Source organism: Moritella dasanensis ArB 0140 (assembly GCF_000276805.1).
Classification (GTDB): Bacteria; Pseudomonadota; Gammaproteobacteria; order Enterobacterales; family Moritellaceae; genus Moritella; species Moritella dasanensis.
Genome location: NZ_AKXQ01000018.1, coordinates 64376 through 89306 on the forward strand (window position 1 = coordinate 64376; position 24931 = coordinate 89306).

The 24931-nt window shown below is 40.7% G+C and carries 19 protein-coding genes; 8 read left to right on the forward strand and 11 right to left on the reverse strand.

Annotated features, from left to right (window positions below; translation table 11 throughout):
• The first annotated feature begins 110 nt into the window (after nt 1-110).
• Genes A923_RS0115075 through A923_RS0115085 form a run of 3 tightly spaced genes read left to right on the forward strand, consistent with a single transcriptional unit; the run spans nt 111 to nt 3161 of the window.
• Complete coding sequence (locus tag A923_RS0115075) at nt 111-1118, forward strand: DctP family TRAP transporter solute-binding subunit (RefSeq protein WP_017222513.1); 1008 nt, start codon at nt 111-113, stop codon at nt 1116-1118.
• 54 nt (nt 1119-1172) lie between these two features.
• Nucleotides 1173-1796, forward strand: a complete 624-nt coding sequence (locus tag A923_RS0115080; RefSeq protein WP_017222514.1) for a TRAP transporter small permease — start codon at nt 1173-1175, stop codon at nt 1794-1796.
• A gap of 3 nt (nt 1797-1799) precedes the next feature.
• Nucleotides 1800-3161 (forward strand): TRAP transporter large permease, encoded by a 1362-nt coding sequence (locus tag A923_RS0115085; protein ID WP_017222515.1) that lies wholly within the window; start codon nt 1800-1802, stop codon nt 3159-3161.
• Between the two features lie 123 nt (nt 3162-3284).
• On the opposite strand, the gene A923_RS0115090 is transcribed toward A923_RS0115085, so the two are convergent.
• Both A923_RS0115090 and A923_RS0115095 read right to left on the reverse strand, forming a co-directional pair.
• The gene (locus A923_RS0115090; protein ID WP_017222516.1) at nt 3285-4637 is read right to left on the reverse strand and encodes a sigma-54-dependent transcriptional regulator; all 1353 of its coding nucleotides are present in this window, start codon (nt 4635-4637) and stop codon (nt 3285-3287) included.
• 95 nt (nt 4638-4732) lie between these two features.
• On the reverse strand, nt 4733-6508 hold the full coding sequence (locus A923_RS0115095) for a sensor histidine kinase (protein WP_017222517.1): 1776 nt from the start codon (nt 6506-6508) through the stop codon (nt 4733-4735).
• A 265-nt stretch (nt 6509-6773) separates the two neighbouring features.
• Between A923_RS0115095 and A923_RS0115100 the strand changes: the two genes are divergently transcribed.
• Nucleotides 6774-7232 carry an Lrp/AsnC family transcriptional regulator gene (locus A923_RS0115100; RefSeq protein ID WP_017222518.1) on the forward strand — a complete coding sequence of 153 codons (459 nt, stop codon included), beginning with the start codon at nt 6774-6776 and terminating at the stop codon, nt 7230-7232.
• 13 nt (nt 7233-7245) lie between these two features.
• Here A923_RS0115100 and A923_RS0115105 read toward each other — a convergent pair whose 3' ends face one another.
• The 9 genes from A923_RS0115105 to gorA all read right to left on the reverse strand — a co-directional run bounded on the left by A923_RS0115105 (nt 7246) and on the right by gorA (nt 17379).
• Nucleotides 7246-7896 (reverse strand): SCO family protein, encoded by a 651-nt coding sequence (locus A923_RS0115105; RefSeq protein WP_017222519.1) that lies wholly within the window; start codon nt 7894-7896, stop codon nt 7246-7248.
• Between the two features lie 20 nt (nt 7897-7916).
• Nucleotides 7917-8426: a copper chaperone PCu(A)C gene (locus A923_RS0115110; protein WP_017222520.1), complete on the reverse strand. Its 510-nt coding sequence runs from the start codon at nt 8424-8426 to the stop codon at nt 7917-7919.
• Nucleotides 8427-8440: 14 nt separating this feature from the next.
• Complete coding sequence (locus A923_RS0115115; RefSeq protein WP_017222521.1) at nt 8441-8896, reverse strand: hypothetical protein; 456 nt, start codon at nt 8894-8896, stop codon at nt 8441-8443.
• 212 nt (nt 8897-9108) lie between these two features.
• Complete coding sequence (locus A923_RS0115120) at nt 9109-9645, reverse strand: dihydrofolate reductase family protein (protein ID WP_017222522.1); 537 nt, start codon at nt 9643-9645, stop codon at nt 9109-9111.
• Nucleotides 9646-9671: 26 nt separating this feature from the next.
• Complete coding sequence (locus A923_RS0115125; protein ID WP_017222523.1) at nt 9672-10553, reverse strand: Dyp-type peroxidase; 882 nt, start codon at nt 10551-10553, stop codon at nt 9672-9674.
• Nucleotides 10554-10613: 60 nt separating this feature from the next.
• Nucleotides 10614-12404, reverse strand: coding sequence for an aminopeptidase P family protein (locus A923_RS0115130; protein ID WP_017222524.1), 1791 nt, complete (start codon nt 12402-12404; stop codon nt 10614-10616).
• 271 nt (nt 12405-12675) lie between these two features.
• The gene (locus A923_RS0115135; protein WP_017222525.1) at nt 12676-13581 is read right to left on the reverse strand and encodes a DMT family transporter; all 906 of its coding nucleotides are present in this window, start codon (nt 13579-13581) and stop codon (nt 12676-12678) included.
• Between the two features lie 177 nt (nt 13582-13758).
• Nucleotides 13759-15783, reverse strand: a complete 2025-nt coding sequence (locus A923_RS0115140) for a methyl-accepting chemotaxis protein (RefSeq protein ID WP_017222526.1) — start codon at nt 15781-15783, stop codon at nt 13759-13761.
• A 240-nt stretch (nt 15784-16023) separates the two neighbouring features.
• Nucleotides 16024-17379, reverse strand: a complete 1356-nt coding sequence (gene gorA, locus A923_RS0115145) for a glutathione-disulfide reductase (RefSeq protein ID WP_017222527.1) — start codon at nt 17377-17379, stop codon at nt 16024-16026.
• 257 nt (nt 17380-17636) lie between these two features.
• Between gorA and prlC the strand changes: the two genes are divergently transcribed.
• From prlC to A923_RS0115165, 4 genes are all read left to right on the forward strand, one after another.
• Complete coding sequence (prlC, locus tag A923_RS0115150; RefSeq protein WP_017222528.1) at nt 17637-19676, forward strand: oligopeptidase A; 2040 nt, start codon at nt 17637-17639, stop codon at nt 19674-19676.
• 214 nt (nt 19677-19890) lie between these two features.
• Nucleotides 19891-22875 carry a sensor domain-containing protein gene (locus tag A923_RS0115155; protein WP_017222529.1) on the forward strand — a complete coding sequence of 995 codons (2985 nt, stop codon included), beginning with the start codon at nt 19891-19893 and terminating at the stop codon, nt 22873-22875.
• A gap of 111 nt (nt 22876-22986) precedes the next feature.
• Nucleotides 22987-23751, forward strand: coding sequence for a class I SAM-dependent methyltransferase (locus A923_RS0115160; RefSeq protein WP_017222530.1), 765 nt, complete (start codon nt 22987-22989; stop codon nt 23749-23751).
• A gap of 143 nt (nt 23752-23894) precedes the next feature.
• Nucleotides 23895-24605, forward strand: a complete 711-nt coding sequence (locus tag A923_RS0115165; protein WP_017222531.1) for a helix-turn-helix transcriptional regulator — start codon at nt 23895-23897, stop codon at nt 24603-24605.
• Nucleotides 24606-24931: the final 326 nt, after the last annotated feature.

Consider the following 24931-nt stretch of genomic DNA (forward strand, 5'->3'; position numbering starts at 1 on the left):
ATTTTGTATCAAGTGTAAATTGTGGCTCAATGGTTGCTATATAGTTATCACACTGTTAATCAAAAGGCGTTTATCTTGATTAGCAACGTTATAATTATATGGAGATTATTATGTTTAAATACGCAACGGCAATATCGATAGTACTGGCGAGCATTACCTCGTTTACGGCTCAAGCAGCTTCAGGTGCATGTGATCCGGGTGAGATCGTGATTAAATTTAGTCATGTGACCAATACCAGTAAACACCCGAAAGGTATTGCGGCTTCATTACTTGAAGAGCGAGTAAATAAAGAGATGAATGGTAAAGCTTGTATGCAGGTTTTCCCTAACTCAACGCTTTATGATGATAATAAAGTGCTTGAGGCATTGCTTAATGGTGATGTGCAATTAGCGGCGCCTTCTTTATCTAAATTTGAAAAAGTCACCAAGAAATTCCGCATATTTGATCTACCTTTCCTGTTTGATGATGTTGCTGCTGTGGATCGTTTTCAAAATTCAGAATCCGGTGAAAAATTGAAAAACTCAATGCGCCGCCGTGGTTTACAGGGCTTGGCATTTTGGCATAACGGCATGAAACAAATGTCTGCTAACCGTCCGCTTATTTACCCAGAAGATGCCCAAGGTTTGAAATTCCGCGTACAAGCATCCGATGTGCTGGTTGCGCAGTTTGAGCAACTCGGCGCAAACCCACAAAAAATGTCGTTTAAAGAAGTATACGGCGGCCTACAAACCAAAGTGATTGATGGCCAAGAAAATACTTGGTCGAATACCTACGGTAAAAAATTCTTCGAAGTACAAGACGGTGTAACGGAAACTAATCACGGTATTCTTGATTATTTATTGGTTACGTCGAACCGCTGGTGGGCGAAATTACCGAATGACGTGAAGGTGCAACTACGTCAAATTATTGTTGAGGTTACTGCGACACGTAATGCCGAATCAGCACGTATTAATAATGAAAATAAAAATAACATTATCGCGGCTGGTGGTGTAGTACGTACGTTAACACCAGAGCAACGCCAAGCTTGGGTAACTAAACTACAACCGGTTTGGTCTAAGTTCGAGAAAGATATTGGTAGTGACTTGATCCAGAAAGCATTAGCGTCGAATAAATCATAATACCAAGCGGCATAAGTCACTTATGCCGCGTTAAGCGAATTGAAGGGAACCAGTATGAATGATGGATTATGGGCGCGGTTAGGGCGTATAACCGATAGTGTCGAAGAACTAAATATTGCCATGACTTTAGGTGTGATGACATTACTCACCTTTGCCAATGTGGTGTTTCGGTATTTGTTTAATGGCAATATTTTATGGGCGTTAGAGTTAACGGTATTTCTGTTTGCTTGGCTAGTGTTAGTCGGTGCGTCGTACGGGGTAAAAAAACATTCGCATATCGGTGTTGATATTCTGATTAATATGGCGTCAGTCAAACTACGTAAGATTTATGCTGTTATAGCAGTAAGTGCGTGTTTACTTTTTTCCGTGTTGCTGTTGATCGGTTCATGGAATTATTGGTATCCGTTTATTACCGAACAAGCCTGGTATGAAACCGATGATATTCCCATGCCAGAGTTTTTACAGTTTCTTGCTGATTGGCTGAATGAGGGGGAGCGCTATGAAAAACTACCGCGTTTTATTCCTTACTTTTCCTTACCGTTAGGTACGGCATTGCTGACATTTAGATTTGCACAGTTGTTATGGCAAGTACTTACTAACAAAATAGACCGTGTGATTGCAAGTCACGAAGCTGAAGAAGCGTTAGCGGTATTAGATCAAGAAGATAACAAGGATTAAGTTATGGTTTTAGGTATATTGTTATTGATGATCATCGGGTTCATGATGTTCGGCGTGCCAATCGCGGTATCACTTGGTTTATCCAGTATTTTGTTTTTACTGGCTAGTTCAGATGCCAGTTTAGCCTCTGTTGCGCAAACGTTATTTAATGCGTTTGCTGGGCATTACACCTTATTGGCGATCCCATTTTTCATTTTGGCCTCGACCTTTATGTCCACCGGTGGTGTTGCTCAGCGCATCATTCGTTTCGCCGTTGCTATCGTGGGTTGGTTCCCTGGCGGTTTAGCGATTGCTTCTGTGGTGGCCTGTATGATGTTCGCAGCACTGTCCGGTTCATCACCTGCTACGGTTGTCGCTATCGGTAGTTTAGTGATTGCTGGTATGGTTAAGAATGGCTACAGCAAGGAGTTTGCTGCTGGGGTTATTTGTAATGCGGGTACCTTGGGTATCTTAATCCCGCCTTCTATCGTCATGGTCGTCTATGCGGCAGCAACGGATGTCTCTGTCGGGCGTATGTTCTTGGCAGGTGTTGTGCCTGGCACATTAGCGGGACTGATGCTGATTATTGCTATTTTAATTACCGCTAAAGTGAAAAAGTTGCCTGCCCAACCGTTTGTAGGTTGGAGTGAAGTTTTCCGTTCTGCCCGGGATGCATCATGGGGACTAATGCTCATTGTCATTATCCTTGGTGGTATTTATGGCGGTATCTTTACGCCGACGGAAGCGGCGGCAGTCGCGGCAGTGTACGCGTTTATTATTGCTAACTTTGTCTATAAAGACATGGGGCCTTTTGCTGACAAGAAAAGCACGCAATCGGTGATCACTAAATCACTCCATGTGTTATGTCATCCAGACACCAAGAAAAGCTTATTTGATGCCGGTAAAATGACCATTATGTTGCTGTTCATTGTTGCCAATGCCTTAATTTTAAAGCATGTGTTAACCGAAGAACGTATTCCACAGATGATCACTGAAGCCATGTTAAGTGCCGGGCTTGGACCTATCGCTTTCTTGATTGTGGTGAATGTCTTGTTGTTGATTGGTGGCCAGTTTATGGAACCATCAGGGCTGTTGATTATTGTCGCGCCGTTGGTATTTCCAATTGCCTTAGAACTCGGTATTGATCCGATCCACCTTGGTATCATCATGGTGGTGAATATGGAGATTGGCATGATCACCCCGCCAGTAGGGCTGAACTTGTTTGTCACCTCGGGCGTGGCACACATGTCGATGTTACAAGTGGTGAAAGCCGTGATGCCGTGGGTTGCGTTGATGTTAGTGTTCTTGATGGTTGTGACGTATGTACCTTGGGTATCAACTTGGTTACCTACTTTGATGATGGGACCAGAACTGATTATTCATTAAGCGTAAGTCAGTACTAACGTAGTAATAAAATGGCCAGCATATGCTGGCCATTTTTAGTTGTGCTATTGCTCATCGATTATGACTTATAGATTGCTGCTTAACAGATCCTTATTCAACGGACTGTTATTTACTCGGTTGTTCTTTAAATGCCTGCTTATCTATCTGATGCTTCTGCATTTTATCATATAAGGTTTTACGCGCTAAATTAAGCTGATGCATGGTGTCTTTAATACTGCCATTACAGCTCGTCAGTGCTTGCTCAATGAGAATTTTCTCGAAGGCTTCAACTTGCTCTGATAAGTTTTGCGTTAGTGTTGCTGGTGATTCGTTGACTGAACTAAGGCCGGTGAGTTTACCCAATAAAATATAACGCTCAGCGGCATTTCTTAACTCACGTACATTACCTGGCCAGTCATGTGCAAGCAGTGTTTGTACATCTTGTGGCGGTAACGCAGGGGCTGCTTTACTGTATCGTGCTGCAGACACCAGTAAGAAATGATGGAACAGACTTTGAATATCATCGAAACGTTGACGTAGCGGCGGTAAATTTAAAGTGACGATATTCAGGCGATAATACAGATCTTGACGAAATGTACCGGTATTGGCTGCTTGAGTTAGATCGACTTTGGTAGCAGCGATAATACGAATATCTAACGGTATTTCTTTATTTGAACCAACACGCTCGAGGGTGCGCTCTTGCAAAATACGTAATAACTTTATCTGCGCCTGCATGGGCATTGATTCTATTTCATCGAGAAATAAAGTACCGCCTTGGGCATATTCAAATTTACCAATACGGCGGTCTGACGCACCAGAAAATGCGCCTTTCTCATGGCCAAATAATTCACTTTCAATTAAGTTTTCGGGTACCGCGCCGCAATTTATCGCGACAAAATTATGGGTGCGACGACTACTCTTTTCATGCAATGATCGGGCAACGAGTTCTTTACCTGTACCGGTTTCACCAAATAATAGGATATCGGCGGGAGTATCGGCAATATGACCAATCATTTCACGTAATTCAACAATCTCTTTGGTTGTGCCTATGATCCGTGGACCCAGTGTTTCTTTGGCTTGTAAGGCTTTTTTTAAGGTTTTATTTTCTTCGGTTAACATGCGTTTTTCGATAGCGCGCTTTACCGATTCAGTCAGTCTTACTGAGGCAAATGGCTTTTCAATAAAATCATAAGCACCATCCTGCATTGCTTGTACTGCAAGGGAAATATCGCCGTGACCAGTAATCAAAATAACCGGTAGGCTAGGGTCTTGTTGCATCAGTTTTAACAATAGTTGATGGCCAGATAAACCGGGTAAACGGATATCGGTGATCACAACTAAAGGCGTTTCTATCGCGAGTTGAGAAAGTGCTGATTCTGCATCGGCAAAACAAGTGACACTAATACCCGCAAGCTCTAAGGTTTGCTGATTGGCGAACCGTAAATCTTCTTCGTCATCAATAAAAAAAACCTGACTCATTATATATCCTATATTGTCTGGTAATGGCTCTGTATTATTAAGCGTTATGTGCTGATACTGGAGCTGTTTTAATCGTGTTTAGTACTGATATTGTTTTATGCTAGATCTGTAGCTATCGGTAGGGTAAGACTAAATCGTGCGCCATAATGTGGGCGGTTCTCAGCTTTAATATTACCGTGCATATTACGCATTATTTTATGAGAAATGGATAACCCCAGACCTAACCCAGTTTCTTTGGTGGTAAAGAAGGGATCGAAAAGTTGCGGTAAATTTGTTGCGTTTATCCCAGTGCCTGAGTCATCTACCTGTACAATCACTTGCTCTTGCTCTCGACACAAACTGATATGAATATGTTTGTCACTGGCGTCTTCGACAGCTTGCATGGCATTGGATAATAAATTCACCAGCACTTGTTCTAGTTGTACTTGGTCGACATTAACTTGCACATCCATGTTGCCATTATCAAGCGTAATACTGACCTGATTACTTTTTAATTGCGGTTTGACTAACTCTACCGCCATGTTGATTACATTAAGTAGTGGTACTGGGTGTAATTCACCGCTGGATTTACGGGCGAAAAATTTTAGTTGTGAACTTATTTTTGCCATGCGCTCAGTTAAATGAATGATCCGCTGGAGGTTATCTTGGGTCGATTGGTATTGCTCGCGTTGTAAGAATACTAAGGCATTATCGGCATAACTGCGGATCGCGGCGAGTGGATTATTTAATTCATGACTAATGCTTGCAGACAGCTGGCCTAATACCGCTAATTTGGCTGTTTGAATCAGCTCTTTTTGGGTATCTCGTAGGGTTTGTTCCATTTTTTGACGTTCTATAATTTCACTGTTTAGATCTGCAGTGCGGCGTTTCACTTCTTGCTTTAGTTTATGTTTGGTTTTGATCCGCAGCAATTCTTTGTCTTTGGCGCGCTGGCGTTTATGCATAGATAATTTCAAACGCAAATTGAGTAACCAAAATATTAATGACAATACTACAACACCAATGGCCATATCGATGAAAATAGCCGTTAAGGGGGCGAATACTCTCACTGTCCAACCTGCTGTTGGCATATATTTATTCATCGACAGGTAATTAGTCGCAAACGATTGACTTGTCGTTAGCTGTAGTAAGGCGGGATTATCTTCGAGCGGACCCGAAAAGTTGAGTGCGGCGATGGCCTTATCACCATAACGGCGACTACGGTCTATTTTTTGTAATTGCTCGGTACTCAGTGGCGTTAAGCTATGCAGCAACCATGATTGGGTATTAGAGATAAAAATAACATTATCATCATCGGTCACCATGAAGTGAGCTTGTTTTCCTGTCCATTCTTTTTCTATTTTCGATAGGTCCATTTTAACCACGACAACACCAATAATTTTATCTGCGTTGATCACGGGAGAAGAAAAGTAATAACCTCTTTGTCCTGATGTGGTACCTAATGCAAAGTAACGACCTTGTTGTCCGTTAATGGCTTGTTGAAAGTAAGGGCGAAATGCAAAGTTTTTACCAATAAAGGTTTGTTCATCACGCCAGTTATTCGCGGCAATAGTAGTGCCATTTAGATCGATAAGGTAAGTATCTGACGCACCAATGGTATTGTTAACATGTTTTAAATAACGATTGGTTTTCTGTTGCTGCAGTCTATTGTCGGGATCTTGTAAACTCGCCACGACCCATTTTTGATCGAAAAGTAATTTAGGGATAGCATTAAAGCGTTGTAATTGGCTTTGTAGGTGGGCAGCAAAAATATCTAATTGTTGATTGCTTTGGCTGACTAATTTAGCGTAACCCGATCGCCAAATCCAGCTTGATAGAATAATCAAACTGATAAGATAAAAGCCGATTAAAAATTTCCGTGTCGTTAACATTATTATCACCCCTCGGCATACAATAAAGTAACATGAGATATTTACCATGCAATGGCGGTTAGAGTGCGACCTAGGTAGTAGTCATAGTGTTATTTTATCTATTTATTAAGCTATTTACTCCATAATGTCCGTCACTATACCAATAGCTATGCCAACAGCAATATCCACAACTATCTCTTAAACTATGCTTTAAACGTTTCCCAAGCACTATCGTTGAGATTAGAATGTTGGTTATTGGATTCTTTAAGAAAGGAATTACTGCACTATGTTAGATTCGAAGGATAAATTGATTTTAGATCTGTTGCAGCGTGATGCATCTCTGTCAATTGCTGATCTTGCCGATAAAGTCAGCTTAACAGTCTCACCTTGCTGGAAGCGATTAAAACGTTTAGAAGATAATGGTTATATTTTACGTCGTGTGGCGTTATTGAATGAGCAAAAACTCGGACTTGCACTGACGGCTTTTGTTAATATCAAAACCCAAAATCACAGTGATATCTGGTTTAAGAAATTTGTTGTTAGCGTCAATGATTTTGCTGAAGTGATCGAATTTTATCGTATGGCCGGTGAGTACGATTACATGATGAAGGTTATCGTCAAAGACATGGCTGCCTTTGATGTATTTTATAAACGTTTGGTTAATTGCGTCGATGGTTTAACCGATGTTACCTCTTCCTTTGCGATGGAAGGGTTAAAAAATACCACGCAATTACCAATCACTTAATTTAGCTCTTAACTTATAGTAGCAGCAGGTCTTTCGCTATTTTTTTAGCGCTATGAGGCGGTGCAAATGCCGCCACATATTGGCCTTGTGGATTAACCAAGTAAAGTCGAGACGAGTGATTGATAAGGTAACTTGTACGCTGGTCTTCCGGTATTGGCGCTGTGTAAGGTACAGAAACATATTTACCGTTATTGGCTAAAAATGTTTTTTGATAAATAACCCCAAAGCTTGCGACTAACTTATCTATCTCACTACTTGCGCCTGTCATGCCGATAAAATCATCGTTATAAAAGTGCGTGTAAGTTGTCAGCATCTCATTGCTATCACGTTGTGGGTCAACCGAAATAAACACCACTTGTGGCATGACTTTACCCGCATCAGCCATAATTCCCGCTACATTATTGAGATTGTATAGTTCTGTCGGACAAACATCTGGGCAGCTGGCATAGCCAAAGAATACTAATGACCATTTATCTTTAAACAGTGCATTGGTAAATTCTTGTTTATCACCGAGTTCGAACTCTGGCAGGGTGACTTGTTGCGGTTGCGCGTATGCGGTGGTAAATGTCGGTAGACTTGGCTGCTGCATAGTATTGGCAACGATAGCACCGAGTGCACTAAGGCCGATAATACCCGCAGCGATTATAGCCTTAGATTTTTTCATTTGTAGATCCTTTATTGAAACTAGTTATGTTTCATATCAGAATGGTCCATATTACCGTGGTTCATGTTGCTATGATCCATTTTATTTTTACTGTTATCACGTTTCACAGGCATTTCAGCACTGATTTTTTCACCGTTCAATAGCGTAAATGAAACATTAACAAGCTCGCCAGGTGCTGCAATCTTGTTTGGTTCTAATAACATGACATGGTAACTGCCCGGTTTGAATTGAAAAATGGTACTGGCAGGGATGGTTACTTGTTGCTGTTTTTGCATTGTCATCATGCCGTCTTTCTTAGCTGATAAATGCAGCTCACTACGACCAAAACCTTGTGCTTCAACGTCAGTGATCACAATAGGTTTATTGCTGTGATTCATCACGGTGAAGAACGCGGCTTGCACTTTTGCTGATGGTGGCGCTGCACGTACCCAAGCATCCATGATCATCATGTTGGTCTTTTCTGCGGCAAAGCTCGGTGCTGCTGAGAAAATAGCAGTGGCGATAAGCGTGGTGATTAGTGATTTTTGCATTTGTTCATCCTGAATTAATGAGTCTTAGTGGTAAATTGAAAAGGGACTAAATAAGGCTGGCCAGCAACTGTGATGCTCAAGTCTGCTTGCCACAGCATTTCACCCATGATGCAGATCGCCAGTGCAGTATCTGCTTGGTATTTATCTTTGTCGATCGCATTTAGCACGGTAGGGAAACCGGGCATCGTCATATTCACCCCGTTAATCGTGACGTTGGCACTGTCAATTTTAGCGCCGTTTAGATTAACGGATAATGGCGTCATCGGTTTGGCATTAAATGGGGTGATAGATAGCGTGATGGTGTGTTCTGCTGTGAGCAGAACTTGGCATGCTTGTTGGTTCACTTGGCAGTCTTGTTGCAGTGGTAATTGCACACTATTGAGATCAAGCTGTGGTTGATAGAAAAAATTGAAATAACCGACGGCGACGGCAGAGATAATACTCACACCAGCTGTTAACCATTTAGACATGGGTAAAGACTCTTATACTTGGCATTGGATCATGAAAAGAATACTCGTTCTATAATAAAACGATTAATAACATAATATTACTTTAATTTTAGCAGCAGATAAACGGGCAATGTAAGAAAACTATGGATAGCGCGTATTTCGTAGGGGGTTAGCTGTTGACGTAAAAAAATTGATGCCGTTGATATCACATTGTCGGCATCAATCGATATTGGCTAATTCGAGTTGTTTTTGATTATTTTGTAGTGTGTCTGTACCAACCCTGATGGGTAACATTGTGATGATAAGACAGTGACATCAAGGGCTGGTTGTGGCGCGTTAAATAAACGAATACCATTACCGAGTAGGATTGGAATGGTGGATATAATTAATTCATCAATAAGATCTAAGCGTAATAATGAGTCGGCTAAATTAGCCCCACCGAGTAACCAAATGTTACCTTCGTTTGTGGCTTTTAATTGCTTGATCGTATTGGCTGGGTCGGTAATAAAAGTAACATTATCATTGGGGATAATATCCGGTGAATGTGAGGCGACGAAGCATTGTTTATTACCATAAGGCCAATCGCCAAAATCTTTAATTACTTGAAAGGAAGTATTTCCCATCATCACGGCGCTAACGCCTGCTAAGAACGCTTGATAACCGTAATCTTCACCTTTTACATCTACATGTGAGAGCCATGATATGTCATGGTCTGCTTTAGCTATGTAACCATCTAAACTTGTCGCTATATATAAGATCACGTTCGACATAATCATCGCTCCCAATTGAATGCAAATTAATTCATTAATGTATCTAGTGCTGTTTGAGAAGGGGCAAACCAGTATGATCCGGTTACCGCATCTGAATAATCAATTAATCTATCAGTGACGCCGTCTGGAATTCCGTACATGCGTTGTAACTGAGTGGTAAAGCGTAATTGTTCACATGCGAATGCTAAAAAGTATAGTCCGTGTTCGGTTGCGTTACCATAAGGGGAGCTGCGACGGTATATTTTCATTCCCGATACATCGGTGCGGCTCACATGTGAATTAGCGGGCATAGCATCGCCTGATAATTCAATATCGTCTTCTTTAGTACGACCAACAACGGCTTCTTGTTCTGGTACTGGCATCGCATTAAAACTGCCTAAGTCATGTACCCATTTTTGTGATAATACAAAGCTACCACCTGCACCGGATTGTCCTTCTGGGATCAATGATGCTAATTGACGTGCGTCTTCTTTTGGATTGCCTGTACCGTCGACAAAACCAATCAAGTCTCGATTTTTATGATATTGGAAACCAGAAATATCTAACTGGGTATCAGCAATCTTAGTCAGTGCTGATTGGATGTGAAATGCTTGCTCTAAGGTATGGCTAGCATTATCACTGTGTATCCAAAACATCACATCGCCTTGCATCGCGAGTGCTTTTTTACCGTGCGGGCTGGCGATTTCGGTAAAGTTGTCAAATGCGCTCAATTGTAAGTCAGGTAATAGTGTATTCGTGGCACTACGACCAAAAGCTACAACAATATGAATACCATCCGTTTGTTTTTGTAATGCGCTTTGCAGTGCTTGCTGAATATTGGCTAAGTAAACATCGTCTTTAAATTTGTACTCTAAATGATGGTAGCTTTGGCTTTGTTCGTTAAAAATAGCAATTTGTGGTTGGAACATGCCAACTCCTTTCAATGCCTGACCAATCTAAGCGTTTAGGTTGGTCAGGTAATATATTAATTAAATAGCGTGGGTAGCTTGAGATAACCACTGTAAATCAGAACCAGTTAACAATGGTGATAATGCGTCACGTACTTGAGCGTGATAGGCATTGATCCAGTTTACTTCGTCTTGTGATAGTAGTTGTTGATCTATCAAGTGCAAATCGAAAGGAACCAAGGTTAATGTTTCAAATTCATAGAATGTCTTACCATCATGGCCATGATCTTTTGCCACAACATAAATCAGGTTCTCACAACGAATACCGTATGCATCTTGTTTGTAATAGCCGGGTTCGTTAGAAACCACCATGCCAGGTTCGAGTGCGACACCGTTAGAATTTTTACCTATACGGTGTGGACCTTCGTGTACGTTTAGGAAACAACCGACACCATGGCCAGTTCCGTGATCATAATCATAACCTTGTTGCCACAAGAATTGACGCGCTAATGAATCCAATTGGCCACCGTTAGTACCAGCTGGAAATTTCATATTAGCAAGAGCGATATGACCTTTTAATACCAAGGTGAACATTTTTTTATGTTCTGCGCTTGGAGTACCAATCGCCACTGTACGGGTAATATCAGTGGTGCCATCAAGGTACTGTGCCCCCGAATCAAACAGGTAAATACTGTCCATTGGCAGTTGTGCTGGCACGCCATTATTATGATTGTAATGACACATCGCCGCATTACCACCCGCTGCCGAAATAGTATCAAAACTTAATTCTACATAAAGTTCGTTCGATGCCCGGAAAGTGGTTAGTTTGTCAGAAAGGAAACCTTCGTCATGCAAATTACCCGCTGCCACTTCTTGTTCTAACCAGTTCAGAAAACGTACTTCTGAAGCGCCGTCACGAATATGTGATGCGCGCATACCGGCCAGTTCTACGGCATTTTTACAGGCTTTTGGTAAGGCGACTGGATCATTGCCCGCGATTAAGGTTGCGCCTGCTTGCTGTGCAGTTAGCTGACTAAAGGCGTTTGACGCTTCCGGATCAGCTAATACCTGTAATTGTTGTTCGCCCAAAGCTTGGTAAGTGGCTGTTGCTTGCGCTTCTTCAATAATCTCAACACCTGCGCCCACGTGTTCATGGAAACCTGCAGGGATCTTGACTGGATTAGTAAAGAAGATCATTGAACCATCTTTACGTAATACGGCACTGCCTAAGATAACGCAGAAACAATGAATGTCTTTTCCGCGTAGGTTCAATAACCAAGCGATAGAATCTAATGCGCTAATAATAACGGCATCGGCACCCTGTGCTGCGATATCGGCACCGATCTGTTGGCGTTTTTCTAAACTTGATTGACCTGTGTATTTTGCATCTAACAGTAAACCTAAATTTTCTGTTGGTGCAGGTCTATCTGACCAGCTTAAATCAACGGGGTTGGCATCGACTGCGACTAAGTTTATGTGTTTATCTGCTAAGGTTTTTTTACTGGCGTTATGCCAATTTAAATTATGAACTTTAGCGTCATAACCAACATTTGCATTGGCCGGTAATTGTTCACTTAACCAAGCGACATGCGGTACTTCATTTAAGTGATAAAACTCAAAGCAATCACCGTTAACTTGCTGCTTTACTTGGATGGTATAGCGACCATCGGTAAAAATAGCGGCGCGATCTTTTAAAATGATCACTGTTCCTGCAGAACCGGTAAAGTTACTGCACCATAATAAACGTTCGTTATGTGCTGGTACATATTCGCCAAGGTACTCATCTGCACGGGGAATAATAAATGCATCTAAATTTGCGGTATGCATATGCGCGCGTATTGCTGCTAATTTCTGTGCTATTGCTTGAGGCATCTTGCTGTCCAATTTGTCATGTTACCTGACGCCATGTTCTGCGTTTTATAGGATCATGTTGTGGTTATAGAAAGAGAGAGTACTGAAACATTAACCTGTTAGGCTTTAGTTATGCAAGAGGAGGTAATGGGGATTGTGATATTTTCAGTAATTATATAGTGATCCAGTCATTATTTACGGCTTTATTTATCTTTGCTGGTGGCTGATTTTAGTTTAGCTTGGTGATCAGCCACCCATTTCGAAAGTAAAGAGTAGAAGGTTAAGAGTGTTATTATTTGGCTGTCGCGATACGACGCTTGTTACGCCAGTTGATTTGTTGGATCACAAGCCCGACGATAATCGTTACTAAACCGACAAAGGTGGAAGGATGGATCTCTTCACCGACGATCGCGCTGAGTAGAAATAGTGAAATAAACGGCGAAATGAAAATAAGGTTACTGACCTGTGCGGTATTAGTGGCTAATTTAATCGCCATTAACCACAAAACAAACGAAATACCCATTTCAAATAAACCGATATACACCGCCCCTAAAACACCTTCTACAGAACTAAAATCAAAATCAGCCAACACCGCGGTTGCGACTAAAGTAAACGGTAAACTTAATAAAAATCCCAGTAATAAGCTAATAATTGGGTCATTGTTGTTCTTGGCATTGATGATCCAGTAACTGGCCCAAATAATGGTACTCAACAGTGCCAACATAACCCCAAGTGGGCTCTCAAAGTTAAGTCCGAGTAGATCACCCTTAGTGGCAATGATTAGCGCCCCCGTATAGCTGAATAAAATAGCTATCCAGTCTTTTTTACGGATCTTGTGTCCTAAAAATGGCACGGATAATAGTGTTAAGGTGATCGCCCATGTGTAGTTTAATGCCTGTGCTTGTGAGGCCGGCAATAAGTCATAAGCTTTAAATAATACCAGGTAATACAGAAACGGATTAATTACGCCTAGCGTTAAATAAAATAGCGGCTGTTTAACAAAGTATTGTTTAAGTAGGTGTAATTTTTTTTGTTGAAAGGCTATACCGGTAAGTAACACAATACTGGTGAGTGAGGCAATCAAGACCATTTGAATCGGTTCGAAATGACTAAGCGTAATTTTAAATGCAGAGGCCACGGTGGACCAGAGTAAGACGGTTATCAAACCGAACAGCATGGCTTTCTTTTGATTTTTCATGGGTACCAATTGTGAGGGGGAAGGTAAATACGTGTTAGCAGTGTAATCGGCAAATTTATTCAGATCTAGTGTTTCATGCGGGATAACTGATATTCAAATAATGAAGCAGTGGCTTAAAGCGATAACATACGTTTAAGTCACTACTTCGTTTACTGTAATAATGTTAAAATACCGAGGTTAGAAAGCGTATTCCTCGGCAACTTCGGTTAATTTATCTGCCACGGTTAATAAGTTATGGGCTGATTGTGTAGCCCCTGTAGCGACAGTGCGTGCAGAGTCTGCTCCCGCTGATACATTACTGACATTACGTTCAATTTCTGCTGCAGCAAGGCTTTGTTCTTCAATTGCGCTCGCAATCTGGTCGTTGATCGCCACTATTTTATCGACGGACAAGGTGATTGCTTCAAACGTATTCGAGGCTTCCTTCGCTTGCATGACGCCCATGTTGGCTTGTTCTCTGCCGACGGCCATTACTTTTACAGATTCTTTAGCGCCAGCCTGAACTCGTTCAATCATCACTTGGATCTCATTCGTTGATTGTTGAGTTCGGCTTGCCAGCGTTCTGACTTCATCGGCGACGACAGCAAAACCTCGGCCTTGCTCTCCGGCTCTGGCTGCTTCAATCGCGGCATTGAGTGCTAACAAGTTGGTTTGATCGGCAATACTTCTAATCACTTCGACAACACCACCAATATCGGCGCAATGATTTTCCAGTTTTTGAATGGTCGCGCTCGATGTTTCAACTTCAGACGCAATGGCATTAATGGCGATAATAGTCTGATCAACCACTTGTTTACCCTCTAATACCGCTCGCTCTGCATCATGGGTCGCACCTGTCGCATCATTGGCGTTAGCGGCCATATCTGTTGATGTTGCGGCCATGAGTTTAATCGCAGCTGCAATCTGGTGGGTTTCTGTTTGTTGTGCGGTGATGGTTGTCTCCGCTGAATTGGTCTTATCTTTAATGTCTTGCACCGAACTATGCACATCAACTGCACTGCTGTTGAGTTGTTTGACTAACGTACGCATGCCATCAATGGTGCTATTGAAGTGCTGGGCAATAATAGCCAGTTCGTCACTACTCACGATTTTCACGTTTTCGGATAGGTCACCGTTAGAGACATTTTGTGCCACACGGCTAATACTACGAATTGTTTCTGTCAGTGAGATATAAATACTTAATAAGATCACCACACAAACTACGAATAAGATAATGAGAATGGTATAGAAAATATTAAGTTCGTTATTTTTTTCACTCAATCTAACCGTTATTTCATTACCTAGAGTATTAAAGGCAACTTGATACAAAGTGTCGATTTTCAGTTGTAACTCGTCACCCAAACGATAAAGCGTATTAGGGTCAATTTTGATCTCGGCGGATACGGTGTTAATTAACTGACGGTCAAGTAAATCTTCGAGCGTCGCCATGGTTTTTTTGATCTGATTTAGTGGGGTAATTAAAATAGCATTATAACTTGGGTTGATGGCGACGAGTGCTTGTACATCATTATCCGTAGCTGAAAAAATAATGCTAAGTTGATCGATTCGGCGACTTAAATCATCAAAACTAGTGGCTGTGAAAACTGCAAATGCAGCTGTTTCAGCGGCTTTGTCTGTCACTTGATAAGTAGAATCGAGCAGTCTTGGCAGTTGGCTTTGCGTTAAATTAACGAGGTAATAACTACTGAGGTGCGAATCAAATAATAATTTACTTTCACTGTTGATCTCACGGGTACCCATACGCAGGTTTTCTAACATTAAATCGATAGCGTAAAAGATTTCTTCTGGTAATAAAAAATCACTGTCAGCTTTTAATTGTAGCCAATCGGCGGTTATTTTATCAAATGCAGATAGTTGTAGCCCTGTCGCAGCAGTGTAATTGCGGTAATACTGATTAAAGGTATTCTCTGCAAGTGATTGCGCTTGTTCTATCTTGTCATCTCCAGGCTCAAGTTCTGCGACTTCTAGACTTAATAAATGACGATATTCAATTAGCTTATTAGCGACTTCAGGCAGGGCTTGTAATAATTGATAACCTTGTAGTTCAGATTCTGCGAAGGCGATATCTTTTTGTGTTTGCGAGATAATTGTAAATGAAAAAAATACAATCGGTGTAGCCAGTAATAAGATCAATAAGCCAAACTTTTTTTGAAATGATAGTCGGCTAATCAGGTAGGTGATCGGCTGCAATAATGTGCCCATAAAAATATCCTTATCAATATGGTGAGGTGTTGTTAGCCTGCGAAGTATGGTTGATTGGCTAATGCCAAAGCATGGACAATATAGCTAGTTGTTGAATGAATGTTAAGTATTTTGTGTGCGGATTTAACAAGAGATAAGTCGTTTCGTGATCTATACAGCCAGATCGAGAGGGATTATTGAAATTAAAGAGGGAAATTGATGTGCACATGATTGCTGTGCACATCAGAATAGACGCTCGGTTTAGCGCATAGTAACAAACTCTTCCGAACCTGTTGGATGGATAGCGACAACACTATCGAAATCAGCTTTTGTTGCGCCCATTTTCATCGCGACACCAAAACCTTGGATCATTTCGTCAACTGCAAAACCAATACCGTGTAGACCTACAACCGTTTCATTTTCACCAGCGCAAACCAGTTTCATTTTACAAGGTTGGCGGTTTGAAGTGATTGCAGTGTACATAGCGGTAAAACCTGATTGGTATACTTTTACGTTTTCTTCGCCGTATTGCGCAATTGCTTCGGGTTCAGTTAACCCGATAGTACCAATTGGCGGGTGGCTAAATACCACTGTTGGGATTAGTGTGTAATCCATTTTAGCCGTTGTTTTACCGTTAAACAGACGTTCAGATAATTGACGACCCGCTTTAACTGCAACAGGTGTTAGTTCAACGCCGCCTTCCATGATGTCACCAACACAGTAAATGCCATCAACATTGGTATTTTGGTATTCGTCGACTTTGATGTAACCACGATCATTGGTTTCAACGCCAGTCGCTGCAAGATTAATCTTGTCGGTAGAAGGGTGACGACCAATAGCCCAGATTAGCGTATCAACATTTTTTGATTCGCCATTCTCAAGGTGTAGCGTAATCGAACCATCCGCTTCTTTGACGACTTCTTTTGGTACCGAATTAGTATGTAATGTTGGACCTTCGGTATTCATTACATCAACAAGCGTATCAATAACCATAGGGTCAAAACTACGTAGTGGAGATTCTTTACGAACAAATAGGTGTGTTTCAGACCCTAGGCCGTGTAATACACCCGCGAGTTCTACTGCAATGTAACCGGCACCGATAACGGCAACACGTTTTGGTTGTGTTGTTAATTCAAAGAAGCCATTAGAATCGATACCGTGTTCAGCACCAGGTACATTCGGAATTGTTGGTGCGCCGCCAGTCGCGATTAGGATATGATCGGCCGTGTACGTTTCGCCATTAACACTGACTGTATTTTTGTCGACGAAAGTGGCAAAGCCTTTGATCACTGTAACCTTGTTATTGCCAAGTACATTGTCATAAGAAGTATGAATACGGCTAATATAGGCTTCACGCGCTGCGACTAATTTACCCCAATCAAGGCCTTTGTTTTCTACATCAAAGCCATAGTCTTTTGCATAAAGGTGCATTGCTTCTGCGATTTGAGCGCCGTGCCACATTACTTTTTTCGGTACGCAACCAACATTAACACAAGTACCACCTAACGCATTCGCTTCGATGATGGCAACTTTTTTACCGTACATTGACGCTCTGTTTGCAGATGCAATACCGCCGCTACCACCACCAATGGCAATATAATCAAAATGCTGTGACATATTTATAGTCCTTAATTGAGAAGATGAACTTATTATATGACTAAGTTCATGGTCTTGTTTTGTAATAAAGTTAATTACACAGTTTAAACTGAATTGAGAGATATTATTAGTAGGTAAAGCCATTCACGACCATTACTTTTACCTATCAATACTAAATCTAATACGCTAGGCGCGTGTCGATATTTACTCGCTATACTTGAAATTATCATTTTATAGCCGCATTAACTAATTAATATCATTATAAATAGGATGACTCTATGACTAACCCACTTTTGACTATGACAGGCTTACCCCCGTTCGCGAGTATTAAACCCGAGCATATCGTGCCAGCAGTAACACAAGCTATTGCTGACTGTGAAGCGGTTATTGTTAACGTATTAGCCAATGACGATGTTGTCACTTGGGCTAACTTAGTTGCGCCTTTAGAAGAAAGTGATGATCGGTTAGGTCGTGTTTGGTCGCCTGTCGGCCACTTGAATGCGGTTGTGAGCAGTGACGAGCTGCGAGAAGCGCATGATGCTTGCTTACCATTATTGTCTGAATATTCAACTAAAGTTGGGCAGAATCAAGCGCTATTCTTAGCTTACCAACAATTACATGACAGCAGTGAATTTGCCACCTTATCGACCGCGCAACAAAAAGTGATCACCAATGCACTGCGTGACTTTAGATTGTCCGGTATTGATTTGGTCAATGAAGATAAACAGCGTTATGGTGAAATATCGAAACGCATGTCAAAGCTGACATCAACATTTAGTAACAATGTCATGGATGCAACGTTAGGTTGGCAGAAAGAGATCACCGACGAAGCATTACTTATCGGTTTACCTGAGTCTGCAAAAGCTGCCGCGAAAGCGACCGCAGAAAGTAAATCATTAACAGGTTACTTATTTACCTTAGACTTCCCAAGTTACTTACCTGTAATGATGTATTCTGAGAATAGAGAATTACGTCGTGAAGTTTATGAAGCATTCTGTACCCGTGCGTCTGATGTAGGCCCGAATGCTGGAAAGTGGGATAACTCAGCGGTAATGGATGAGATTATCGCATTGCGTCATGAACTTGCTGAATTACTTGGCTTTGCCCATTTTGCAGAAAAGTCATTAGCGACGAAAATGGCAGAGACGCCAGAGCAAGTGATTGAATTTTTAACCGACCTTGCGGATAAATCAGTATCGCAAGCAGGTGTTGAACTCGCTGAAATTCAAGCATTCGCCAAAGATAACTTTATGGCGAAACAATTAGAAGCGTGGGATTTAACATTTTACGCTGAAAAATTGAAACAAGCGAAGTATACAATTTCGGATGAAGAGTTACGCCCATATTTCCCTGAAGATCGTGTCGTTAAAGGCATGTTTGAAGTAGTTAAGCGTTTATTTGGCCTTAATATTATTGAAGAACTCGGTGCTGAGTCTTGGCATAAAGACGTACGCTTTTTTGAGATCTTCGATGAAGCAGGCGAGTTACGTGGTAGTTTTTATCTAGACCTGTATGCGCGTGAACATAAACGTGGCGGTGCTTGGATGAATGATTGTCTAACGCACCGCATTAAAGCGGATGGCGAACTGCAAAAACCAGTGGCTTATTTAACGTGTAATTTCAATAAACCGGTTGGCGATAAACCTGCGCTGTTTACCCATAATGAAGTGACGACCTTGTTCCATGAATTTGGTCATGGCTTACACCACATGTTAACTAAAGTGATCCCTGCTGCGGTATCTGGTATTAACGGTGTGCCTTGGGATGCTGTTGAACTACCAAGTCAGTTTATGGAAAACTGGTGTTGGCAAGAAGAGGCATTGGCGTTTATTTCTGGCCATTATGAAACAGATGAACCATTAACGAAAGTGATGTTAGATAAGTTATTAGCGGCTAAGAACTTTAACTCAGCAATGGGCATGTTACGTCAAATTGAATTTAGTTTATTCGATTTCCGTATGCACATGGAATATAACCCTGCACAAGGTTCAAATATTCAATCAGTACTCAATTCGGTACGTGAGAAAGTGTCGGTATTACAGGCGCCAGCGTTTAATCGCTTCCAAAATGGCTTTTCACATATCTTTGCTGGTGGTTATGCGGCGGGTTATTATAGCTATAAATGGGCCGAAGTACTTTCAGCCGATGCATTCTCTCGTTTTGAAGAAGAGGGAATCTTTAATGCAGAAACAGGTCGTGACTTTATGAGTTGTGTACTTGAACGCGGTGGCAGTGATACACCAATGTCATTATTTGTGAAGTTCCGCGGGCGCAAACCAAGTACATACGCATTATTAAATCATTCAGGCATTAGCTAACACAATCGATAACTTGCTAGAACTGATAGGTTGTAGCGGTTATCGTTCGGTTTTGATTTTAAAATAGTGGTAAATTGTGTATTATCTTGGCGTGATATTTACCACTGTATTTTTAGTGCTAAAGTATTACTATAGTTCTAAATGAGCTGTAGTAATAATTGAAAGGATATCAATATTCTGTAGCTAAACTAATCGAATTCGTGGACAAGGATGTATGGTTAATACTCTTACGCTTAGTGATATAAACATTGATACGACACAATTGTTAGACGCTCACTCTCTCGATCTATTTTTAACTAATCTAGCCAGTTTGCTACGTATTGATACCATTTATGTTGCGACTGTTTGCCCTCAAACTTTTGACTTATCTATTTTATCTTGCTTACAACAAGGTGTTTTTGACGCTGATGTCGTTATCGATTTTAAATCCATGCCTTGCTTTGCTGCTTATCATCACGGTTATGCGGAATATGAACAAGATCTAGCCTCTCGATTTCCTCAACAAGCGCAATTACAAACATGGCAAGCTGAAGCTTATTTAGGTATTCGTCTCAATGATTCATGCGGAAAACCAATTGGTATATTATCTGCATTTTTCCCTCGTAAACTGTCTCAACATAAACTTGAATTAAACTTAATTCGTTTGGTTGCAGGCTTTTTAGAAAAAGAGATCCAACCTAAACAAGCGACTACCTTATCTATTGCTACTATAACGCCGGATATACCTGCAGGGTTGAGTGCGTATACAATGTGGTTGGAAGATAATATAGCTAAAGGTCGACTAAGTAGTTGGAGCTATTTTTTAGATCAAGATAGATTAGAATGTTCAGACTCAGCGGCGAGTATTATTGAAACCACGAACGTCAAAGAAATTAATCAACTTGATGCCTTGTTAGCCCTCGTTGATAAAACCGATAAGCATAAGGTATTACGTGATTTCCAATCTGCAATTGTATCTAATTCCACAGCGTCGGTTCGTAGTGTCTTTAATATTACGACGTTAGAAGGTAATGAAAAACGCATTCAAAGTGATATTTATCCTATCGTTGATGAAACTGGTAAAGTATATCGTCTAGATTGCATCAGTAAGGATATGACAGCAGAAGAATTAACGAGAAAAAGAGCATCCGCACAAGAGCGTATTCTTGAAACTGTTTTAGCTACCACCCCTGTCGGATTAGTGAAATTGAATGCTAATCGCGAAATTAAATGGGTAAATAAACAAGCATGTAAGATGTTTGGTTATGAATTGGACGATTTTCATCGCTTACGTGAGCAAGGCACATTAGATACTAGCAGCCTCAACTTATACTTTGATGAAGATAAAGAGCAGTTTGAAGAATACTATCAAGAAATATATGCCAATAAGCGTAATAACTTTACCCTTAACGCACGCTATCGTCATCGTGATGGCAGTATTTTATGGACTAAATTAACAGTTACCGCGGTTAGAGATGATGTTAATAAGATTCAGTATTTCATTAATACCATTCAAGACCTCACGGAAGAACAAGATAATAAACAACGTTTATCGATTATAGAAAGTGTCTACCGACATAGCGCCGAGGGCATCATGCTATGTGATGCCAATGAAAAAATCATTGATGTAAATCCGGCGTTTGAAGCGATCACTGGTTATAGTGCAGAAGATGCCATAGGGCGCACTCACGATCTATTACGTTCTGGCGTGCATGATGAACAATTTTATAATGCCATTTCTGAATCCTTGTTAAAAGATAATGAATGGAAGGGAATTATTTGGAGTCGTGATCGTGCTGGCGATATATTTGCTCAGCAAGTCACGCTGTCGAGTATTAAAGAGCGCGGTAAACTTAAATATTTCTTTGCGGTCTTCAGTGATGTGACAGAAGAAAAGAAGACAGAACAACAAATTATCACTCAGTCTAATTTTGATCGTTTAACGGGTTTACCTAATCGCCAATACTTTAGTGCTGAAGTGCGCCAAGTTATCGACAAGTCAGCGACGAATGGTCAGAAGTTTGCGATTCTCTACATTGATATTGATGATTTTAAATCGGTAAATAACTCCGAAGACTTTATGGCGGGAGATCGTCTGTTAATCGAAACGACGGAACGTTTAAAATACCGTAGTCGAGATAATGACTTTTTGGCTAGAATTGATGGTGATGAATTCGCATTTATCATTCCTGAAGTGGTCAATAAGCGGCAAGCAGAAGTATACGCAAAACAGTTACAAGGTGTGTTTGCACAAGCTTATAAACTGTCGAATCAACAGCGCTATGTCACAGCATCAGTGGGTATTACTATGTATCCTGAAGATGGGGTATCTGTTGAAGCGTTAATGCAAAGTGCAGAACAAGCTATATTTGAAGCTAAACGTAAAGGTCGTAATCAATGCGTTACGTTTACACAAGACTTAAGTGATGCTGCCATTCTAAAACATCAAACTGTTGTTGAATTAGCAGAAGCAATAAAACGCGGTAGCTTAGATGTGTACTATCAACCTATCGTTGATAATATCACGGGTAAAGTGGACAAATTAGAAGCGCTAGTTCGTTGGCATCATCAGGAACGAGGTTTTATTTCACCGGCCGAATTTATCCCGCTAGCAGAAGAAGGTGGACTGATTCAAGGTCTGGGTGAGTATGTATTAGATCAAGCATGCTGTGACCTGAAAATATTACATGAAGCTGGTTTCCCTTATATAGAAATGAGTATTAATCGTTCCAGCCTAGAGTTTAAGACCGTTGATATGCAAGCATCAGAATGGTTAAAAGTGATCTCTTCGCATAACCTGCCTTATGGCTCGATAACGATGGAGATAACGGAGAGCTTACTGATGGATATGGACGGCCAGTATATGCAACGTATTAATGCGCTTAAGCAAGCTGGTGTTAAAATTGCGATTGATGATTTTGGGACGGGTTATTCATCCTTAAACTATTTACGTAGTTTACCTGCCGATATTGTTAAAATTGACCGTAGCTTTATTATTAATATTCCTGAGAACCAACAGGATAACTTACTGTTGGATGGTATTATTACGATCGTCCATAACTTGGGGATGAAAGTTGTCACCGAAGGTGTTGAAACGCAGGCTCAATTGAGCTATTTACAAGAGAAAAAGTGCGATTATACACAAGGTTTCTTATTATGCCGTCCTATACCACTGCATGCGCTATTAGAGTTTATCACTCAAAATGAAAGCGTTTTTTAAATAACATCGCTATCTTCATTTAATCATCAACTGAATTTAGGTGGTATTCGTATTTTTTGCTAATATAGGCACTCTAACTCGAATAATTAAACCTAACCTTATCAGGCTTACATGAACAGCATACAAATAATCACAACAGACTCACTTTTTTCTGACCACATTGCGACACTTGCTAAACAGTGGGGATTCTCTCTTGAGCCTGTGGCTGATGCTCAATTTCAATTGCTATACTCTGATAAGGGACTTGAGCTATTTAAGCTTGATGAACCAAAATTAGGTGCTGTATATGTTGATTTTGCTGGTGGAGCTGTAAACCATCGCCGTAAATTCGGGGGAGGTAAAGGACAAGCGATTGCTAAAGCAGTAGGCTTAAAGTCTGGTGTTACACCGTCAGTACTTGATGGTACCGCTGGTTTAGGCCGAGATGCATTTGTGTTGGCATCTTTAGGTTGTAATGTGACAATGTTGGAACGTTCACCTATTGTTGCGGCATTATTGGAAGACGGTCTAAAACGAGCCGAACAAGATGAAGAGATAGGTAGCTGGATTGCAACACGATTAAAATTAGTATTTGCATCGAGCCTATCAGAGCTAGAAGTGTTAGGTATATCACCAGATGTGGTGTATCTCGACCCTATGTATCCACACAAGAAGAAATCGGCGCTCGTGAAGAAAGAAATGCGGGTATTCCAATCATTAGTTGGCGCAGATCTGGATGCTGATGGTTTGTTTGAACCGGCAATGCGGGTAGCGACGAAGCGTGTCGTCGTTAAACGTCCTGATTATGCTGAATATATTGCCAATGCGGAACCTAGTATGGCAATTGAAACCAAGAAAAACCGTTTTGATGTTTATGTAAAACAGGCAATGAAGTAACTAATTCGGTCTGTAGGATAGTCATTAATATCGAGTAGATATTTTATTTTAATATAATATCTGGAATCAGGCTCAAGGTTTTTAATATTTAACTGTGTTAATTTTGCGACCCACATGGGCCGAGCTATAGACGAGGGATAGTTGTGCTACTTGAACTAGATAATATTGAGAATGAATTGACGAGTTCATATGCGTTTACAGACGAAGATCACCGACTTTTAAGATCTTATGATGGTGTTATCGAAGGTATTGCTACTTTATTCGGTAAGCAATGTGAAGTGATTTTACACTCATTAGAAAGTATAGACCGTTCCGTCATTAAGATTGAAAATGGTTTTAATACGGGTCGTGTTGAAGGATCACCAATTACCGATTTAGCACTTAAGATGCTACAAGATATATCGGCACAGAATAAACAAAGTTCTAAAGCGTATTTTACGCAGACTAAAGATGGACAGATGATGCGTTCGATGACGATCGCAATCAAGAACCGTTCAGAAAGAACAATTGGTTTAATTTGTATTAATATTAATATCGGTGCGTCATTCATTGATTTTGTACAGGAGCTTTTACCGACTCCCGAAGCAAGAGAAACTGAATTATCTTCTGAGAACTTTGCAACCACAGTTGAAGAGTTAGTAGACCGTTCTGTAGAAGAAACAATTACTGATATTAACAACCGTACTGATATTGCCAATAATGCTAAAAATAAGCACATTGTTATATCATTACACCAACAAGGTATTTTTGATATTAAAGACGCGATCAATATGGTGGCTGATAAACTGAATATTTCAAAACATACTGTGTACTTATATATACGCCAAATTAAATCTGATGAAGCAGAGCTGTAATAAGCTGTTTGTATCAATAATATTAAAGCGCTAAGTATAATAAGGTGATTATTGTATGAATAATCACCTTTCCTTCCAGTTCAATTTAGTTTTTCTACACTTAACGTGCTTTATCTGCATGGTTATCATACAGACTGGCTGCTTTGGATAAATGTGTAACATAAAACTTGCCAAGTAAGTCAATATCTCTATAATGCGACCTCACTGACACGGCAACAGCCGCTAAGTAAAGGTGTTTATCAGTATCGAAAGTTACTTTTTAAACCTCCTGAAATAAAGTGAAAATATGTGCTTGACTTCAAAATTGGTTTGCGTAGAATACGCAG

What these genes read in the sequence shown, in the direction of transcription:
- A923_RS0115075 (WP_017222513.1), top strand. Translation starts at nt 111, where the DNA reads ATGTTTAAATACGCAACGGCAATATCGATAGTACTGGCGAGCATTACC.
- A923_RS0115080 (WP_017222514.1), top strand. Translation starts at nt 1,173, where the DNA reads ATGAATGATGGATTATGGGCGCGGTTAGGGCGTATAACCGATAGTGTC.
- A923_RS0115085 (WP_017222515.1), top strand. Translation starts at nt 1,800, where the DNA reads ATGGTTTTAGGTATATTGTTATTGATGATCATCGGGTTCATGATGTTC.
- A923_RS0115090 (WP_017222516.1), bottom strand. Translation starts at nt 4,637, where the DNA reads ATGAGTCAGGTTTTTTTTATTGATGACGAAGAAGATTTACGGTTCGCC.
- A923_RS0115095 (WP_017222517.1), bottom strand. Translation starts at nt 6,508, where the DNA reads ATGTTAACGACACGGAAATTTTTAATCGGCTTTTATCTTATCAGTTTG.
- A923_RS0115100 (WP_017222518.1), top strand. Translation starts at nt 6,774, where the DNA reads ATGTTAGATTCGAAGGATAAATTGATTTTAGATCTGTTGCAGCGTGAT.
- A923_RS0115105 (WP_017222519.1), bottom strand. Translation starts at nt 7,896, where the DNA reads ATGAAAAAATCTAAGGCTATAATCGCTGCGGGTATTATCGGCCTTAGT.
- A923_RS0115110 (WP_017222520.1), bottom strand. Translation starts at nt 8,426, where the DNA reads ATGCAAAAATCACTAATCACCACGCTTATCGCCACTGCTATTTTCTCA.
- A923_RS0115115 (WP_017222521.1), bottom strand. Translation starts at nt 8,896, where the DNA reads ATGTCTAAATGGTTAACAGCTGGTGTGAGTATTATCTCTGCCGTCGCC.
- A923_RS0115120 (WP_017222522.1), bottom strand. Translation starts at nt 9,645, where the DNA reads ATGTCGAACGTGATCTTATATATAGCGACAAGTTTAGATGGTTACATA.
- A923_RS0115125 (WP_017222523.1), bottom strand. Translation starts at nt 10,553, where the DNA reads ATGTTCCAACCACAAATTGCTATTTTTAACGAACAAAGCCAAAGCTAC.
- A923_RS0115130 (WP_017222524.1), bottom strand. Translation starts at nt 12,404, where the DNA reads ATGCCTCAAGCAATAGCACAGAAATTAGCAGCAATACGCGCGCATATG.
- A923_RS0115135 (WP_017222525.1), bottom strand. Translation starts at nt 13,581, where the DNA reads ATGAAAAATCAAAAGAAAGCCATGCTGTTCGGTTTGATAACCGTCTTA.
- A923_RS0115140 (WP_017222526.1), bottom strand. Translation starts at nt 15,783, where the DNA reads ATGGGCACATTATTGCAGCCGATCACCTACCTGATTAGCCGACTATCA.
- gorA (WP_017222527.1), bottom strand. Translation starts at nt 17,379, where the DNA reads ATGTCACAGCATTTTGATTATATTGCCATTGGTGGTGGTAGCGGCGGT.
- prlC (WP_017222528.1), top strand. Translation starts at nt 17,637, where the DNA reads ATGACTAACCCACTTTTGACTATGACAGGCTTACCCCCGTTCGCGAGT.
- A923_RS0115155 (WP_017222529.1), top strand. Translation starts at nt 19,891, where the DNA reads ATGGTTAATACTCTTACGCTTAGTGATATAAACATTGATACGACACAA.
- A923_RS0115160 (WP_017222530.1), top strand. Translation starts at nt 22,987, where the DNA reads ATGAACAGCATACAAATAATCACAACAGACTCACTTTTTTCTGACCAC.